This is a genomic window from Halomonas sp. AOP43-A1-21, from assembly GCF_052376775.1.
GTDB classification, from domain to species: domain Bacteria; phylum Pseudomonadota; class Gammaproteobacteria; order Pseudomonadales; family Halomonadaceae; genus Vreelandella; species Vreelandella colorata.
Genome location: NZ_JBQSWC010000009.1, coordinates 60,461 through 77,961 on the forward strand (window position 1 = coordinate 60,461; position 17,501 = coordinate 77,961).

At 56.3% G+C, this 17,501-nt stretch carries 14 protein-coding genes; 7 read left to right on the forward strand and 7 right to left on the reverse strand.

Features of this window, described 5'->3' with window-relative positions; translation table 11 throughout:
- Window positions 1–123: 123 nt before the first annotated feature.
- The 7 genes from ACT3R7_RS07045 (at window position 124) to ACT3R7_RS07075 (ending at window position 9,941) form a co-directional block, all read left to right on the forward strand.
- Window positions 124–1,824: a SulP family inorganic anion transporter gene (locus ACT3R7_RS07045; RefSeq protein WP_496198950.1), complete on the forward strand. Its 1,701-nt coding sequence runs from the start codon at window positions 124–126 to the stop codon at window positions 1,822–1,824.
- A 211-nt stretch (window positions 1,825–2,035) separates the two neighbouring features.
- Window positions 2,036–3,196 (forward strand): TAXI family TRAP transporter solute-binding subunit, encoded by a 1,161-nt coding sequence (locus ACT3R7_RS07050; RefSeq protein ID WP_496198951.1) that lies wholly within the window; start codon window positions 2,036–2,038, stop codon window positions 3,194–3,196.
- A gap of 102 nt (window positions 3,197–3,298) precedes the next feature.
- Window positions 3,299–5,314 carry a TRAP transporter permease gene (locus ACT3R7_RS07055; RefSeq protein WP_496198952.1) on the forward strand — a complete coding sequence of 672 codons (2,016 nt, stop codon included), beginning with the start codon at window positions 3,299–3,301 and terminating at the stop codon, window positions 5,312–5,314.
- 95 nt (window positions 5,315–5,409) lie between these two features.
- Window positions 5,410–6,825, forward strand: coding sequence for an enoyl-CoA hydratase/isomerase family protein (locus tag ACT3R7_RS07060; protein WP_496198953.1), 1,416 nt, complete (start codon window positions 5,410–5,412; stop codon window positions 6,823–6,825).
- Between the two features lie 3 nt (window positions 6,826–6,828).
- Entirely contained in the window at window positions 6,829–8,022 is a 1,194-nt protein-coding gene (locus tag ACT3R7_RS07065; protein WP_441675212.1) for an acyl-CoA dehydrogenase family protein, read from the forward strand.
- A gap of 10 nt (window positions 8,023–8,032) precedes the next feature.
- Window positions 8,033–9,151, forward strand: a complete 1,119-nt coding sequence (locus ACT3R7_RS07070) for an acyl-CoA dehydrogenase family protein (RefSeq protein WP_193092379.1) — start codon at window positions 8,033–8,035, stop codon at window positions 9,149–9,151.
- Between the two features lie 10 nt (window positions 9,152–9,161).
- Window positions 9,162–9,941: an enoyl-CoA hydratase/isomerase family protein gene (locus ACT3R7_RS07075; RefSeq protein ID WP_193092380.1), complete on the forward strand. Its 780-nt coding sequence runs from the start codon at window positions 9,162–9,164 to the stop codon at window positions 9,939–9,941.
- Here the strand turns inward: ACT3R7_RS07075 and ACT3R7_RS07080 are convergent.
- From ACT3R7_RS07080 to ACT3R7_RS07110, 7 genes are all read right to left on the reverse strand, one after another.
- Window positions 9,923–10,882 (reverse strand): NAD(P)H-dependent flavin oxidoreductase, encoded by a 960-nt coding sequence (locus ACT3R7_RS07080; RefSeq protein ID WP_192539081.1) that lies wholly within the window; start codon window positions 10,880–10,882, stop codon window positions 9,923–9,925. The two genes, ACT3R7_RS07075 and ACT3R7_RS07080, sit on opposite strands and share 19 nt — an antisense overlap.
- A gap of 73 nt (window positions 10,883–10,955) precedes the next feature.
- Window positions 10,956–11,882 carry an electron transfer flavoprotein subunit alpha/FixB family protein gene (locus ACT3R7_RS07085; protein WP_441675209.1) on the reverse strand — a complete coding sequence of 309 codons (927 nt, stop codon included), beginning with the start codon at window positions 11,880–11,882 and terminating at the stop codon, window positions 10,956–10,958.
- A gap of 14 nt (window positions 11,883–11,896) precedes the next feature.
- Window positions 11,897–12,646: an electron transfer flavoprotein subunit beta/FixA family protein gene (locus ACT3R7_RS07090; protein WP_018916225.1), complete on the reverse strand. Its 750-nt coding sequence runs from the start codon at window positions 12,644–12,646 to the stop codon at window positions 11,897–11,899.
- 179 nt (window positions 12,647–12,825) lie between these two features.
- Window positions 12,826–14,214: a hypothetical protein gene (locus ACT3R7_RS07095; RefSeq protein WP_193092198.1), complete on the reverse strand. Its 1,389-nt coding sequence runs from the start codon at window positions 14,212–14,214 to the stop codon at window positions 12,826–12,828.
- A complete protein-coding gene (locus ACT3R7_RS07100) occupies window positions 14,211–14,690 on the reverse strand; it encodes a PaaI family thioesterase (protein ID WP_193092199.1) in 480 nt (159 codons plus the stop codon). The genes ACT3R7_RS07095 and ACT3R7_RS07100 overlap by 4 nt, the downstream gene beginning before the upstream one ends.
- On the reverse strand, window positions 14,687–16,324 hold the full coding sequence (locus tag ACT3R7_RS07105; RefSeq protein WP_193092200.1) for a class I adenylate-forming enzyme family protein: 1,638 nt from the start codon (window positions 16,322–16,324) through the stop codon (window positions 14,687–14,689). The genes ACT3R7_RS07100 and ACT3R7_RS07105 overlap by 4 nt, the downstream gene beginning before the upstream one ends.
- Window positions 16,324–17,475: an acyl-CoA dehydrogenase family protein gene (locus ACT3R7_RS07110; RefSeq protein ID WP_018916229.1), complete on the reverse strand. Its 1,152-nt coding sequence runs from the start codon at window positions 17,473–17,475 to the stop codon at window positions 16,324–16,326. The genes ACT3R7_RS07105 and ACT3R7_RS07110 overlap by 1 nt, the downstream gene beginning before the upstream one ends.
- Between the last annotated feature and the right edge of the window lie 26 nt (window positions 17,476–17,501).

The following is a 17,501-nucleotide window of genomic DNA, read 5'->3' on the forward strand; positions in this document are numbered from 1 at the left end:
GCTTTAACGCGTTAATATAGTCATATAAAGAAAGAACTATCGGTTCTTAAAACTAGTCTTTAAAACCTAGTCTTTAAAACCTCGGTTTTTAAAAAATACAGCTTCCAAACGGTCCATAAGTTCATGCTGAAGCGTTACTTGCCTATTTTTACGTGGCTGCCTCACTATCATAAGCGCTTGCTGGGCGCTGATATGTTGGCGGGTGTCATTGTTACCGCCATGGTGATTCCACAGTCGCTGGCTTATGCATTGCTGGCGGGGCTGCCTGCCGTTGTTGGTCTGTACGCCAGCATCCTGCCGCAACTGTTTTATACCCTGATGGGAACGAGCCGCACGCTTGCCGTAGGGCCAGTGGCCATTATTGCGCTAATGACCGGCGCGGCACTCTCATCTATTGCCCAGCCTGGCACAGAGGCGTATCTGCAGGCCGCGTTAGTCCTTTCGCTACTTTCAGGCCTGATATTGGTGACCATGGGCGCACTTCGCATGGGCTTTTTTAGCAATTTTTTAAGCCACCCCGTTATTTCAGGTTTTTTAACCGCCTCGGGCATATTAATTGCGGCAAGCCAGCTAGGTAGCTTGCTGGGTGTGTCCAGCAGTGGTTTTACCCTGATTGAACGAGCCATCACGCTAATCCCCAATTTACCCGCCTTTAACCCCTACACGCTTGGGATAGGCGCCGGTACGCTGACGTTTTTAATCGCCATGCGCCGTTATGGTAAGCAGACCCTCACCCGGCTTGGCATCCCCCCTTCCCTTGCTGATTTGCTCACCAAGGCAGGTCCAGTGTTTGCGGTAGTCGCTACCTCACTGATCACCTGGCATTGGCAGCTGGCAGCGTCAGGTGTCGCGGTGGTCGGCGCCATCCCCAGCGGCTTGCCCGCCCTCAGCTTTCCCTGGGCAGACGCTTCACTATGGCGGGCGTTATTAATCCCGGCGCTGCTGATCAGCTTGGTAGGTTTTGTTGAGTCGGTTTCCATGGGACAAATGCTCGCTGCCAAACGGCGCCAGCGTATTTCCCCCAATCAGGAGTTGATTGGTTTGGGAGCAGCCAATCTTGCCGCCGGTATCACTAGCGGTATGCCAGTCACTGGCGGCTTATCGCGCACCGTTGTCAACTACGATGCTGGGGCACAAACGCCCGCTGCTGGCGCCTTTGCAGCCTTGGGTATTGCGCTGGTCACCATGTCGTTTACCGGTTGGCTTTACTACCTGCCCATTGCCACACTGGCTGCGACTATTTCGGTATCCATACTCACTCTGGTGGATATCCCCATGCTGCGCCAAACGTGGCGCTATTCGCGCAGTGATTTTGCCGCAATGGCAGTGACCATCCTGCTAACCTTGGTAGAAGGTATTGAAGCAGGCATTATCGGCGGCGTCACTCTGTCTATTGCGCTATTTCTTTACCGTACCAGCCGCCCGCATAGCGCTATTGTGGGTCGGGTGCCCGATACCGAACATTTTCGTAATACCGCCCGCCATGATGTGGAAACCGTCAGCAACGTGGCGTTACTGCGTATTGATGAAAGCCTCTATTTCGCTAACGCCCGCTATTTGGAAGATACCGTCTACAACCTGGTTGCAAGCCACCCTGAGCTTGAGCACGTTGTGCTGATTTGCTCCGCGGTTAACCTGATTGATGCTTCCGCCTTGGAAAGCCTGGATGCAATCAATGCCCGGCTGAAAGACTCCAACGTGAAGCTGCATCTATCTGAGGTGAAAGGCCCCGTCATGGACAAGCTGAAAAAGAGTGATTTTTTGGACGCTCTGACAGGCCGGGTTTTTTTGAGTACTTACGCGGCCTGGCGCGAATTCTCGTAATTTACTTGCTCATTCAATTTTTTGAAAAGCCAGGTTTTTACCTGGCTTTTTGCATTTCAGATGAGGGTGTTTTTGGTCTGGATTGACAACAGCATTGACATTTCCCCATTGGCTTACCTACTATCATTCGACCACTAAGCAAAACCAAATACCGCATAGCAAAACACTAAGTAACTAAATGTAACGACAAACATAATAATGGAGCCTGCCAATGCGCCCTTTCGCCCATCGCCTTTTCATCGCCGCCTTACCACTTTCGTTGTTAAGTGCCGCTGTTACCTATGCCAACGAGGTTGAATTGCCCTCCACCATGGCATGGACTGCCTACGGCACTAACTCGAGCGGTTACGCTCAAGCCGTGGCCATCGGCAATATGCTGCAAAACAAATACGACTCATCGGTGCGCATTCTGCCAGGAGACAACGACGTCTCGCGCATGACACCGCTAAAGCAAGGGCGTGTTGACCTTTGTGCGTGCGGTATCGCCAGCTACTACGGCGCTGAAGGCGTGATGATGTTTGCCGATCGCGACTGGGGCCCTCAGCCGCTGCGCGTGATTACCACATCGACTGCCTCTTTTGGCCTCTCTCTGGCGGTGGCGGGCGATCTGGATGTTGAAACACCCGCAGATCTAGCGGGCAAGCGCATTGCCTATATACGCGGCGATGATGCGCTCAATAAAGGCACCGAAGCGTACCTGGCGTTTGGCGGGCTTACCTGGGATGACGTTGAACGGGTCGATTACCCAGGCTACGGCCGTTCGTTTGATGGCATTATCGCCGGTGATGTAGACGCCTCATTTACGACCACTGTCACTCCTCCGGCCCAGCAGCTTGCCAGCAGCCCGCGCGGTATCAGCTGGCCGGTGCTCGACCCTAACGATGAAGCAGGCTGGGAGCGCATGGCCGCGGTGGCGCCTTATTTTCGCCCTCATGAAGCCACATCAGGCGCAGGCGGCATCAGCGCGGACAATCCGGTGCCCAGTGCCAGCTATCCGTATCCTATCGTGGTGGCCAATCAAGACCTGGAAGACAACGTCGCTTACGGCCTGATCAAAGCCATGCAGGAGAATTTTGACGACTACAAGGATAATGCTCCCGGTGCGCTTGGTTACGCCTTGGATCAGCAGGACCTTCAATGGGTAGTGCCGTTCCACGACGCCGTGGTGGAGTACTACAAAGAGATCGATGTATGGACCGATGAAATGCAGGCGCACCAGGATAAACTGATTGAACGCCAGAACGTGCTGTTAAGCGCCTGGGAAAGCTTTATGCAGGACGCACCCAGTGATGACGAGGCCTTTACTACCGCATGGATGGAAGCCCGCGCCAGCGCATTGAGTGATGCCGGCTTCGAACCGATCTTCGAGTAATACTCAAGTCTACGGGCAATACGTCAAAGGGCGGCATTCGCCGCCCTCTGCTGATTGACGATCTTTCCATATCATAGTCGCCATAACCAAAGATACCTCGCCATGACTACAGATACTGCTCCTGCCAATAATCAGCAGGTTAAAGAAAAGATCAGCCAGATCCGTGAGCTGCCCCCGGCGCTGCGCTGGGTCCCCGCCGCAGTGACCGTCATTTTGATGCTGATGACGCTGGATTTTCTTTTCAACCTGGGGTTGCTTACCTTTGTCACGGGCCTGGAAACACAATTTTATTACGCTGTGGTCGCGCTTCTGCTTCCCTTGGTTTTTCTGCTTTGGCCCATGCGTAGCAGCCAGCAGGAGCAGCCTATCCCGTGGTACGACTATCTGCTAAGTGCCACAACGCTCATCGTGGGTGGCTACTTTGTTGTTAACGCGGTGCCCATTCTGGAGCGCGGCTGGGCGTTCGACGCTCCGCAGCTTGCGATCTATGCAAGCTACGCCTACTGGTTATTAATCGTTGAGGCGGCCCGGCGAGCTGGCGGCTTGCCCATTGCGATTATTGCAGGTGTGTTCTCGCTTTATCCGCTGGTGGCTGACATTGTCCCTGGGCCAATCCAGGCGTTCCCATCCACCCTTGAACAAACCGCCATGTACCACACCATGAGTACCGAAAGCATCATGGGGGTACCGTTACAGGCATTCGCGGGCCTGGTAATCGGCTTTTTGGTATTTGGCGTTGTGCTGCAAAAAAGCGGTGGCGGCAAGTTTTTCATCAATCTGGCGTTTGCGTTGCTAGGCCATGTGCGCGGCGGCCCGGCCAAAGTTTCGATTTTCTCGAGTGGCCTGATGGGCTCCATGAGCGGTAGCGTCATCAGTAACGTGCTCACTACCGGCGTATTATCAATTCCGGCCATGCGGCGTATCGGCATGAGCCGCTCTTTTGCGGGCGGCGTTGAAGCCTGTGCCTCAACAGGCGGCGTGTTAATGCCCCCGGTGATGGGTGCCACAGCGTTTGTCATGGCGATGTTTCTGGACATTCCCTATTCGGCCGTGGCGCTTGCCGCCGTTATTCCCTCTATCCTGTATTTTTTAGGCCTTTTTATTCAGATAGACGCCTACGCCGCGCGTCACGATATAAAAGGCCTGCCGGCCATTGAGCTGCCTTCGCTGAAGCAGACACTCAAAGAGGGCTGGTACTTTATTTTCGTTTTCGCCTTACTCGTCTGGATGCTGCTGATCATGCAGCGCGAAGCCGTGGCGCCGTTTTACGCCACCGCCCTTCTGTTGGTGCTCAATCAGTTCTCCAAGCACAACCGCTGGGGCTGGAAGGACGTAGCCGATACGCTGTCATCGGCGGCTAAGCTGTTTGCCGAGCTGATTGCCATTCTGGCAGGCGTCGGCATGCTGGTCGGCGCACTTTCGATGACCGGCCTTTCCGGTACCATCGCGAATGATTTCATTAATATCGCCGGGGGCAGCGTACCCTTGCTGCTGATTATGGGCGCCGTTACCAGCTTCGTGCTTGGCATTGGCATGACCGTCACTGCGGCTTATATCTTCCTGGCAGTGGCTCTGGCACCAGCCTTGATTCAGGGCGGCGGCCTGGACCCCATGGCAGTACACATGTTCATCCTCTACTGGGGCATGCTGAGTTTTATCACACCGCCAGTAGCGCTGGGGGCGTTTGCTGCCGCTACCGTTGCCGGTGCCCGGCCGATGGAAACAGGCCTACAGGCGATGCGCCTGGGTAGCGTCATTTACTTTATTCCGTTTTTGTTCGTACTTAACCCCGCGCTAATTATGCAGGGCACGCCGCTTATGATCGTTGCCGTGTTTATCCAGGCGGTTATCGGCATCATCTTGTTTGCCTCAGCCATGCAGGGTTATCTGATGGGCGTTGGCCGCCTGGGTTATGGCGCCCTGCAGGAGATCATCATTCGCAGCTTGATTCTTATCGCGGGGCTGTTGCTGGCATTACCGGGTGGGGGAATGGTGCCGCTGAGCCAATGGGAGCTAATCGGCCTGGCACTTGCCGCACTAGTGCCCGGCATTTTGTTGGCACGCTTAAGCCAACGCTATCATCAGCGCTCTCATGCTCCAGCGGCCATAGAACCTTGATGCAGCCTACGACACGTTAACTAATGATTTATATAGTCAACAAACAATTTACCTAGATATTACCAATGCCACTAAACACAGCACGGGAGCAGGCCATGTCCGTTCATTATCAGCGCCACGGCGATATAGGCGTTATCCAAATTGCCAACCCACCGGTTAACGCCCTGGGTCAGGCAGTGCGCAGTGGCTTGATCAATGCGCTTGAAGAAGGCATTGCCGACTCTGACGCTAAAGCGCTGGTGCTATTAGCAGATGGGCGAACCTTTATCGCCGGCGCGGATATTCGTGAGTTTGGCAAGCCGCCCCAAGCGCCGCTTTTACCGGATGTGATTGCTCAACTCGAAGCCTGCCCGAAACCTTTAATTGCGGCGCTACACGGTACGGCGCTCGGCGGCGGCTTGGAGGTAGCGCTGGGCTGCCACTACCGCACCGCACTGGAAGGCACCCGCGTAGGGCTGCCAGAAGTAAAGCTGGGCCTACTGCCCGGCGCGGGAGGCACCCAACGGCTGCCACGCCTGGTCGGCGTTGAGCGTGCGCTCGAAATGATTACTAGCGGGCGCTTCATTGAGGCTACAGAAGCGCTTGAGGCGGGGATCATTGATGACGTTAGCACCGCCAAGACACCGCTTGAAGCGGGCTTATCAGCGGCACACGCGGTGTTATCCGGCCAACAAACCTCGCGTATTACCGGCACCCTGCCTGCGCCTGAAAGCGACTCGCAAGCGATTGCCGATACGCGTGAGCACCTTACTCGGGAAACGCCGGAACTTTTTTCACCGTTTCGCATTGTTGAAGCAATCGAAGCAAGCGTAACGTCTGACTCGCTTCAAGACGGGCTGCGCCGCGAGCGGGAGCTTTTTGTCGCCTGTATGGATTCGCCTCAGCGTGCGGGGCTTATTCATCTGTTTTTCGCTGCGCGCAGCCCGCACATTGTGCCTGGGGTAGAGAACGCCAGCGCCTTTAGCCAAGTGGCATTAATCGGCGAGCATCCGCTATTTGAACGCTTACAAAAAGCCGCCCAGCGGGCCGGCATTCAGTTAACCGATACTGCTAACGAAAACACCGAGCTGTGCCTTATAGCGTCGACAAGCCATGCGGAGCAACCACTCCCTATTACTACCATCACCCTGACCGAAATTGGCAACCAAGGTGACATCAACACCGCGTTAAGCCTGGTCATTCCCCAAAGTGATGATTTGATTGAGCTGGTCAATCTAGGCGCTGAGCCGCTTACTCAGCAACGCGCCGCGCTTACGTTAAAAGCCCTTGGGGCAAACGTAGTGGTCAGCCAGAAGCGTAGCTTGCTCAATACACTGTACGAAGCGACTCAGCAGGCCCCAGCCTGCGAGAAGCGCTCAGCCCTTGAACAGGCAAGCATCGGCATTGCACAGCAGGGCTTTTGCTACCGCGAAAGCGATATCGACTTACTCGCGGTAGAGGCGCTGGGCTACCCGAGCCACCTAGGTGGGCCGCACCGCCAGGCAGCGCTCTCAACGGCTAAGGACGTATAACCAATGAATCTTACCTTTAGCCCCGAAGAGCAGGCATTTCGCGCCCAGGTTCGCCGCTTTCTAGCCGATGCGTTGCCCGGTGATATCCGTGAGCGCGTGCGCCTGGGGCGTCATCTGCGAGCCGATGATCATCTGCGCTGGCAGAACATTCTTAGCGCGCAGGGCTGGCTAGCCGCTAATTGGCCAACGGAGCACGGCGGCCCCGGCTGGGGGCCTGTCGAGCGGCATATATTCGATGAGGAGTGTGCCGCAGCTCACGCGCCGACGGTCGTACCCTTCGGGGTTAACATGGTGGCCCCGGTTATCATGAAATTCGGCAGTCCTGAGCAGCAACAGCACTATCTGCCGCGCATTTTGAGCAACCAGGATTGGTGGTGCCAGGGCTACTCAGAGCCAGGCGCAGGCTCTGACCTGGCGGGGCTGAATACTCGCGCCGTACGCAAAGGCGATCACTACATCGTTAACGGCCAGAAGACCTGGACCACGCTGGGCCAGCACGCCAACATGCTGTTTTGTCTGGTGCGCACCAACCCGGATGCCAAGAAACAGGCAGGCATCAGTTTTTTACTGATTGATATGCAGAGCCCAGGCATTACGGTGCGCCCGATCATTACCCTCGATGGTGCCCACGAGGTAAATGAAGTGTTTTTAGACAACGTCCGGGTACCGGTTGAAAATCGCGTGGGTGAAGAGGGCCAGGGATGGACCTGCGCCAAGTTTCTACTTACCCATGAACGTACCGGTATTGCCGGTCTGGGCCACGCCAAGCAGGCACTGCGTCATTTGAAATCGCTGGCCAGCCGTATTGAGCATCGTGGCAAGCCTTTGCTGGCGCTACCCAGCTTTCGTTTACGGGTGGTAAAGGCGGAGCTTGAACTCATGGCTCTTGAAGTCACCAACCTGCGCGTGATTGCGGCCACCCGGGATGGCGGCGCCCCCGGCGCGGAAAGCTCGCTACTCAAGGTACGCGGGTCTGAGCTTCGCCAGGAGCTAAGCGAGCTGACTCGGCGTGCGCTTGGCCCGGCGGCGCTGCCCTTCTTTCCTGATTTTCTGCACGGCGATGCATCGTTGGATGACGCCAACGCGCAAAGCGCGTCCGCCAGCGCGCAGTATTTTAATCGCCGCAAGCTATCGATTTATGGCGGCGCCAATGAAATACAAAAAAGTATCGTCGCCAAAACCATTCTCGAAATGTAAGGACGCCACCATGGATTTTGCTTTGACCGACGAGCAGCGCATGCTCGAAGAGACGCTCACCCGCTTGGTGGCTGATCAGGTTTCCCCCACCCAGCGTCGCGCCATGCTGGATGCACCCCGCCAAGAGCCCTCTACGCTTTGGCGTACCTTTGCCGAGCTTGGCTTGCTGCATATGCCCTTTAGCGAAGCGGTGGGCGGTTTAGGCGGTGATGGTACGGATCTTATGATTATCATGCAGGCGCTGGGCCGTGGGCTGGTACCCGAAGCCTATCTGGCAGGCCTGGTGCTGCCGGGCCAGCTCCTCGCCTTGACCGCCAACAGCGCGCAGCAAACCCGCTGGCTGGCCCCGCTTCTTGAGGGTGAGCATCAATTGGCGCTCGCCTGGCAAGAGCATGGTGCCCGCTACGATGCCTTTGACGTATCTACCCAAGCTATAAAGCACAACGCTCAATGGCGGTTAACCGGCAAAAAAGATGTCGTGCTGAACCTGGAAGCCGCCTCCGCCTATCTGGTCACCGCTCGGCTGGAGAGCGGTAAGCTAGGCCTATTTATCCTGCCTGCGGGCACGCCCGGCCTATCGCTGCACCTCTACCACACAATGGATGACCAGGCCGCCGGCGACCTAACCCTTGATGACGTTACGCTGCCAGATGAGAACTGCCTGAGTGAAGATGTCAGTGAGGCGCTGGCCGACGTGCTTGCCCTGGGCCGCGCGGCGCTATGTGCCGACGCCATTGGGGCGATGGAAGAGGCCTGCGATCAAACCCTGGCCTATTTAAAGGATCGTAAGCAATTTGGGCTGCCGCTCGCGACGTTCCAAGCGCTTCAGCACCGCATGGTCGATATGCACCTACACCTTGAGCAATCGCGTTCCATGGCGATTTTAGCTTGCACCAGCCTGTCACTGCCCGCTGATGAGCGGGACTATAAAATTGCCGCGGCCAAAGCGTATTGTGGTGAGTCAGCACGCTTTATTGCCGAGCAGGCGATTCAGCTCCACGGCGGCATGGGCATGACAGAAGAGTGCCATGTGGCTCACTATGCCAAGCATCTGGTCATGTTTGATCACTATCTTGGCGATAGCGACTATCACCTTGAGACGGTCAGTGACCAGCTAAGCGTTGCTTAAGGAGCTTTGTATGCCGGATAACGCTAGTGAGCTGATTAGTCTCAGTGCGATTGAAAACGGTATCGTCGAAGTTGCCATCAACCGGCCTGAAGTCCGCAATGCGCTAAATGAGCCTACCGCTCTGGCGCTTAACGAAGCACTCGCAAACGTGGCACAGGATGACCGGGTGCGCTGCGTGATTGTTTACGGTTCAGGTAGTGCATTCTGCGCTGGCGCCGACCTTGCCGAGTTTGAAAAGGCGGCCTCTGAACCGGCTAGTGAGCGGCTTGAGACACTCTTTTTACCCGCTTTGCGCACATTAATGACGATGGAAAAACCGGTGATTGCGGCGGTCAGTGGTGCGGCAGCAGGCATTGGTGTTTCCTATGTCCTCGCCAGCGATATGGTGGTGATGGGACGCTCGGCTTACCTTAAGCTTGCCTTTATCAATATTGGCTTGATTCCCGATGGCGGCGCCTGCTGGCACTTGGTGCGCCAGCTTGGTCATGCCCAGGCTTTTGAAATGGCCGCGCTGGCAACCCCGATTACTGCTGAACGCTGCATGGCACTTGGTCTGGCCAATCGCGTTGTGGAAGATGACCAGGTGCTGGTGCAAGCCCGCACGCTGGCGCAGGCATTGGTAGGTCAATCACCCCAAGCGTTGAGCGCAACCAAGCATGCATTGCGAGAAGCAGCGCAACTTTCGCTTGGCGATACCATGAAGCAGGAAGGGGAACTGCAGGATCAGTGCAAAGCATCCGATGATTTTCAAACGCGTGTGGCGGCCTTTCGTCAAAGCCGCCGCAAATGAGTCAGCGCCTGCTGATAATCGTTATGTAGCGTGGCCACTTCTTCGGCGACGCTATTAAGCGTAGTAATACTGCCCACGCCCTGCCCCGCGCCCCAAATATCACGCCACGCTTTGGATTTACTGCTGCCGCCTGAACCATAGCGCATCGAGGCTTTGTCACCTTGCGGCAACGCTTCGGGGTCTAGCCCCGCTTGCTCAATACTGGCGCGCAGATAGTTACCGTGAACGCCCGTAAACAAGTTGGTATACACAATATCCACCGCCGCCGAATCCAGCACCATCTGCTTATAAGCCGATGAAGCATTTGCCTCCTGGGTGGCGATAAAGCGCGTGCCCATGTATACCAAGTCCACGCCTAGCGCCTGGGCAGCGGCAATCTGTTCACCTTGAGTAATGGCGCCTGCCAGCACCAGCGGGCCGTCGTAAAAGCGGCGCACCTCGGCCACAAAGGCAAACGGATTGAGCCCGCCGGCATGCCCGCCTGCTCCATGGCAGACTAAAATCAGACCATCGACGCCGGCATCAATCGCTTTTTTGGCGTGTCGCAGCGTGGTCACATCATGAAATACCAGCCCGCCATAGGCATGCACCTGCTCTACCACCCGATTAGGAGCATGCAAGCTGGTAATCACCAGCGGCACCTTGAACTCGGCGCACAGCGCCACGTCATGCTCCAGACGATCATTCGTGGGGTGTACGATCTGATTAACCGCAAAAGGTGCAGAGGGGCATTCGGGATGGCGTTTATCATAGTCAGCCAGGGCTTGAGTGATCTGTTCTAGCCATTCCCTGAGCGTTTCAGCGGGCCGGGCGTTTAGGGCCGGAAAAGCCCCGATAATGCCAGCCTGACACTGGGCAATGACCAGCTCTGGCCCAGAGACAATAAACATTGGAGAGCCGATCACCGGCAGAGTTAACGAAGCGGTTAAGCGCGTTAGCATGGGCATCTCGCTAGTTATTTTTACGAGGCTGTTAGCGCAAAAAGGCCCCCGGGGCCTTTTTGCGCCTTATGACTTACAGCTTGCTTTCAAGCTCGGGCAGGATCTCGAACAGGTCGCCCACCAGGCCGTAGTCGGCCACCTGAAAGATCGGCGCTTCGTCGTCCTTGTTGATCGCAACGATCACCTTGGAGTCTTTCATGCCCGCCAGGTGCTGAATGGCGCCGGAGATTCCCACCGCGATATACAGATCTGGAGCGACGATCTTGCCCGTCTGGCCGACCTGCATATCGTTGGGTACAAAACCGGCGTCCACCGCGGCGCGCGAGGCACCTACCGCCGCACCCAACTTGTCGGCAATCCCGTTGAGCAGCTTGAAGTTGTCGCCGTTGCCCATGCCGCGGCCACCAGAGATGACGACCTTGGCACCACCGAGTTCGGGGCGGTCGGACTGCGCCAGTTCCTGTTTCACAAAGCTTGACTGGGTGTTCTCGACGACCACGTCTACCGCTTCCACCGTGGCGCTACCGCTGTCACTGACGGCGTCAAACGCGGTGGTGCGTACGGTCATCACTTTAAGCGCATCGTCGCTTTTCACCGTGGCGATGGCGTTGCCCGCGTAGATCGAGCGCTTGAAGGTATCCGCGCTTTCCACCGCAATCACGTCAGACAGCTGGCTAACATCTTTCAACGCGGCCAAGCGCGGCAGGACGTTTTTGCCCGTGGTAGAGGCGCTGGCCAATACGTGGGTGTAGTCGCCGGCCAGCTCGACCAGCAAGGCGCCCATGGGCTCGGCGAGCTGGTGGGCGTAGACGACATTATCCGCCACGCGCACTTTGTTGACGCCGTCCAGCTTGACGGCCGCGTCGGCGGCGGCTTGAACGCCTTCCCCCGCGATCAGTACGTCAATATCGCCACCGATCGCGTGTGCCGCGGCCACAACGTGGGCGGTTGCGCCCGCCAACTGGCCTTCATGAAGGTCGGCAAGTACCAGAATGCTCATGCGTTCGACTCCTCTTAAAGCACCTTGGCTTCGTTTTTAAGTTTATCGATCAGTTCGTCCACCGAGGCGACTTTGATACCACCTTTGCGCTCGGCCGGAGATTCCACCTTGAGCAGGCTGACCTTGGACGCCACCTCGACGCCATAATCGGCTGGGGTTTTGACGTCCATGGGCTTTTTCTTAGCCTTCATGATGTCCGGAAGCTTGGCGTAGCGCGGCTCGTTCAGGCGCAGGTCAGTAGTCACGATCGCCGGGAGCGTCAGCGCAATCGTCTGCAGACCGCCGTCGATTTCACGCGTAACGTTGACCTTGTCGCCGTCGACTGCCACTTCCGAGGCAAACGTGCCTTGCGGCAGGTTGGTCAGCGCGGCGAGCATCTGGCCGGTCTGGTTGTTGTCGGTATCGATCGCCTGTTTCCCCAGAATCACCAAACCGGGCTGCTCTGCATCGACGACTTTGGCCAGCAGTTTGGCAACCGCCAGCGACTCGGCCCGTTCGTCGGTTTCGATATGCAGCGCACGGTCGGCGCCCAGCGCCAGCGCGGTACGCAGCTGCTCCTGAGCGGCTTTGGGGCCAATGCTAACGGCAACGACTTCCGTGGCCACGCCCTTCTCTTTTAGGCGCACGGCTTCTTCCACGGCGATTTCGCAGAAGGGGTTCATGGCCATTTTGACGTTGGTAAGATCCACGTCGGAGTGATCCGCTTTAACGCGGATCTTGACGTTGTAATCGATGACGCGTTTAACCGCGACGAGAATTTTCATATGACATGCTCTCTTTGATCAGCCCTGGTACGTTGAGCCAGGGGCTTGTTCAACGTTTAAAGCGCGGATGAGGTTATTTTGCAGAGCAGATTTTGCACAGCAAAACTTTATTTCACTTTAATAAAACACCTTAAAAAAACGCTCGCGATAAATCAAGCGTTGCGACCTTTAGTATCTGATTAAAACGGCGACCATAAAAACCAGGCCGCCAACAGAGGGATACACGCTGCCAGAAACTTTCCATTCCAACGATAGCCGATGAGCGTGGCGGGCACGCCGGTAAATCTTGATAAAATCAGCATGGAAGCGGTCATTGGTGAAGACATCAGTGCCAGTGCCCAGCCCACCATTAATGAGGCACCGATCAGGATAGGCGAAAGACCTTCAATCATTAACGGCGGCAGCAGGCCCAGCAATAGTGTAACCGTTACGATGGGATTGACACCGATCTGGGCTAACCCGACGACCATGAGCATGGCTAAGACGGCGTTAAATGCTCCCCACTGGTCGAGTACGCCCAATAGAGGGGTAAGTTGCTGAACATCGACTAGGCCGACGCACAAATGCCCTAAGTAGCCTGCCGCACCCAATACCACAATTTCATTAGCACTGGGCGAAAGTAACCAAGGGAGCTGTCGATGCAGCGTACTCAACGCACCAGGTACTCCCGCATAACCAAGCCGACGACGCTGCCATGCAAGCCAGATAACCGCCGCTAGCGGTGCGCCTAGTAGCGCCGCAATGGGTAAACGCAATTCACCCAGCCAGGCAATTGAGAAGACCAGCGTTACAATGGCCATCAATAGCCAACTGAACTGGACCATTGGCCGCAACGATGGTGATACAGCTCTAGAGTTATTGGCAGGTGGATGGGGGCCGGTCAAAAAATCGACGGCCCAGCCGACAAAAAATATCAGCGCGGCGGCCCCCAAAATATACGGCGCAAGCTCAAGCCAGGTAATTTGCGGCAGACTTGAGAGCACAACGGCAACGCCAATGCCCATTGGCGAAATCAGCGGCGCCAAAGCAAATCCACGCAACAACCCAAGCATCATGCGCCGCTGGCGTGCCTGCTGCACCCATACGCGCCCTTGCGCCGCTTCTAAGGTGTTACTCTTTTCAATCATCGATGCAAACAGATTCAGCACGCCAATATTCAGAATAATGCCGAAGAGTGCCGAACCTAGCGATAGGATGGGGTAACGCCGACTGGGTAGCTGCAGCAGCATACTCTGCCCACAACGGCGCACTAAACGTGAACGGTAAGCTGGTAGCCTGAGCATACTTAGCGCCACCACAAAGGTCGCAAAAAACGCAAAGCGTCCTCCGGCGTCAAAAAGCAGCTGAGCGGGAGCAGGCGAGCGCCAAAGCGCCAATAAGCTTACCCCTCCGGCTACCCAGAGCAACCCTTTGGCCATCGTTGTAAGCTGACCGCCAAGGGTCAGTAGATATAGCAGTAGCGCGCCAATTCCCAATGCTTCGAACAGACGACTACCCAGTACCAGATGGATAAGCGTTGCTGAGGTTACGACTAGCAGAAAAGATACCCGCAGGCGGGCTGGGTTCACTCGTGGCCCTCCCCAGCCAGCGGGTCTGGCATCCCCTCAGGCGACTCGCTACCGTTGCGCCGACGAAATGCGCCCTCCCCGATGGCCACCAGGTTTCCCTGGGAATCCTTGATTTCACCGCTCGACATATACGTCTTTTGCCCGCCGCCGCGTACCGTGCCTATCGCTTGGATCACTCCTTCGCGGGCAGGCCCTACAAAGCTGGTGGTTAGCGAGAGCGTCATGCCGCGGCGAATATTGCCGGGTATGCTGCAGTGCAGGCCCGCAAGGCTCAAGGCGCTATCCAACATCGAGGCCAATACGCCACCGTGAACATTGCCGCTGCGATTAAGGTGCTGGGGCTTGATGGCAAGCTCGACCACGGCGCGCCCTTCCTGCCACTCCACTACCTGCATTCCCAGCAGTTCGTGATACCCCATAAGCGCCTGCTGCGGCGCGTTATCGGTTGACGACTCAGCGCTTGATGACTGACTCATGAGCGACTCTCCTGCTGGGCTAAATCACGTTGTTGGTCTAAATCGCGTTGTTGGGCTAAATCACGCAGCCGCCCTTTAAGAATTTTGCCGCTTGCCGTAGAAGGCAGCGCATCCATTAGTACAATTTGAGTCGGTCTCTTGTAGGGCGCCAGCCGCTCGGCAATAAATGCCTTGAGTTCAGCCATATCGACCTCAATGCCCGCCTCGCACTGCACAAACGCCACGACTTCTTCATTACCCGCGATTTGGCGTCCCACCACAGCGGTTAGCGTGACTGCCGGGTGCTCGTTGATGACTGCTTCGACATCTGGAGGGTAAATATTAAACCCAGAGCGAATGATCAGCTCTTTACTGCGCCCCACAATATACAGCTGGTTCTCGGCGCCAAGCCGGGCAATGTCTCCCGTATTAAGCCAGCCGTCTTCATTTAACGTCGCGCGGGTAGCTTCCGGCTGACGAAAATAGCCTTTCATGATATTGGGGCCGCGTACCCAAAGCTCGCCGACCTCATCGCCAGACGGCTCGTCGTTGCCGCTGTCACTTAAAGGCTCCAGACGATATTCCAGAAGCGGCAATACCCGGCCGACCGTACTGCTGGCATAGCGGTCATCGATGCGCGTTTGGCTGATGGTGGGGCTGGCTTCGGTCAAGCCGTAACCGTTATGCAGCGTCAGACCAAAAGCTGCTTCTACACGCACTTTGGTGTCGCTATCCAGCGGCGACCCGCCAGCAGAGATATAGATTAGCTCAGGGGCTTCTAGGGAGCGCTGTTCGCGCTTTAAAAACTCCAGTGCACGGGCGTACATAGCGGGTACGCCCTGAAGAACGGTAATCCGCTCCTGCTTTAACGCAGCCAGCAGTTGGGCGGCGTCAAACCGGGGCACGGTATAAAGACAGGCCCCGTTATAAAGAGAGCCCATGCATACCGATGAAAGCCCAAATACATGCGACATGGGCAACACGCCATACACACGCTGGCCTTGACTTAAATGGCGCATGCCGCCTGAAATCGAGGCGATATACAGAATACCCCGGTGGGTCAGCATGACGCCCTTGGGCGTGCCCGTTGTTCCGGAGGTATAGATCATCGCCGCGACTTGGTCAGCCCCACTGGCGCTTACCGGCTCGGGGTCGCTCTCGTACAAGGGCGAGATAGCCAATTCGCCCCATTGCGGATGCTGATAGCGCTCAGCCATGTGGCGCTCTGCATGCTGAGCGGCCTCAGGAGACGCTTCACAGGTATAAAACACTCGCCGAGGTAGGCAGTTAGCCTGAATCAGGTCAACCTCTTGAGCAGAAAGGCGTGAATTGACGATGGCTAACCACACATCCATTTCGCTGGCCGCGAGAAGCAATACCACCAGGGCACGACAGTTCTCACTCACCGTCATGATACGGTCGCCAGGACGAATGCCCAGCGTTTTTAGCCAGTGGCAGGCGGCATGTATTTCCTGACCCAGCTCGGCGTAACTCCAGCGCACCTGGCCATCCACAATGGCTGGCTGGCCGCCAAGACGCTGCGCGTTTTCAAGCACGCGCGTACTGAGCCGTTCAGGAAGTTCAGCCACCAGCTCGCTTGCCCAGCGTCCAAAAATCTCCTCATCCTGGGCTTGGTAGGCAACCGACAAAGTCATTAGGACGCCTCCCGCACCATATTGCGCGCAATGACGATTTGCTGAATCTGCGTAGTTCCTTCGTAGATACGAAACAGCCGCACGTCACGATAAAAGCGCTCTACCGCATACTCCGACATGTAGCCTGCACCGCCATGAACCTGCACCGCGCGATCAGCTACCCGGCCAACCATTTCAGCGCAGAACAGCTTGCAGCATGAGGCAAGCGTGGAGACGTTTTCACCATCGTCCTTGCGGCGTGCGGCGTCCATCACCATGGTTCTTCCCGCGTAGGCTTCGGTCTTACTATCGGCCAGCATCGCCTGAATCAGCTGGTGCTCGGCAAGCGCGGCGCCAAACTGCTTGCGCTCCATCGTATAGCGTAACGATTCTTCCACTAGGCGCTCTGCCACGCCAACACATACCGCTGAAATATGTAGCCGCCCTCTATCCAGCACTTTCATGGCGGTTTTAAACCCTTGGCCTTCTTTGCCGCCGATAATGTTCTCGGCGGGCACTCGGCAATTATCAAAAATGATATCGCAGGTATGCGCGCCCTTTTGGCCCATCTTGTTATCAGCCGGGCCGCGGATTAAACCAGGCGTGTCACCTTCAACGATGAACGCAGAAATACCCCCGGCTCCTTTATTAGCGGGGTCTGTACGCGCCATCACGGTAAACAGGTCGGCTTCAGGGCCATTGGTGATATAGCGCTTGGTGCCATTTAAAATGTAGTGGTCGCCATCGCGTACCGCCGTGGTGCGCAGGCTGGCCGCATCGGAGCCGGAATCGGGTTCGGTAAGACAAAACGAACTCAAGATTTCACCGGTAGCCAAGCGCGGTACATATTTGGCTTTTTGCTCCTCAGTGCCATCTATCAAAATGCCCTGGGCACCAATGCCGTTATTGGTCCCGAATACCGAGCGGAAAGCAGGCGAGGTTTTACCAATTTCCATGGCCACCAACGCCTCTTCTTCCATGGTAAGCCCCAGGCCGCCGTACTCTTCAGGAATGGATAAGCCAAACAGACCCATTTCTTTCATTTCCGCCAGAAGCTCAGCAGGCACCGCATCCTCTTCAGCTAAGCGCGTTTCATTAGGAATTAACCGTTCGCGAACAAAACGAGAAATGGTATCAACGAGTTGATTGAGCAATTCAGTATCACGAATCATGATGGCTCCTGGCGTGAATAATCGGT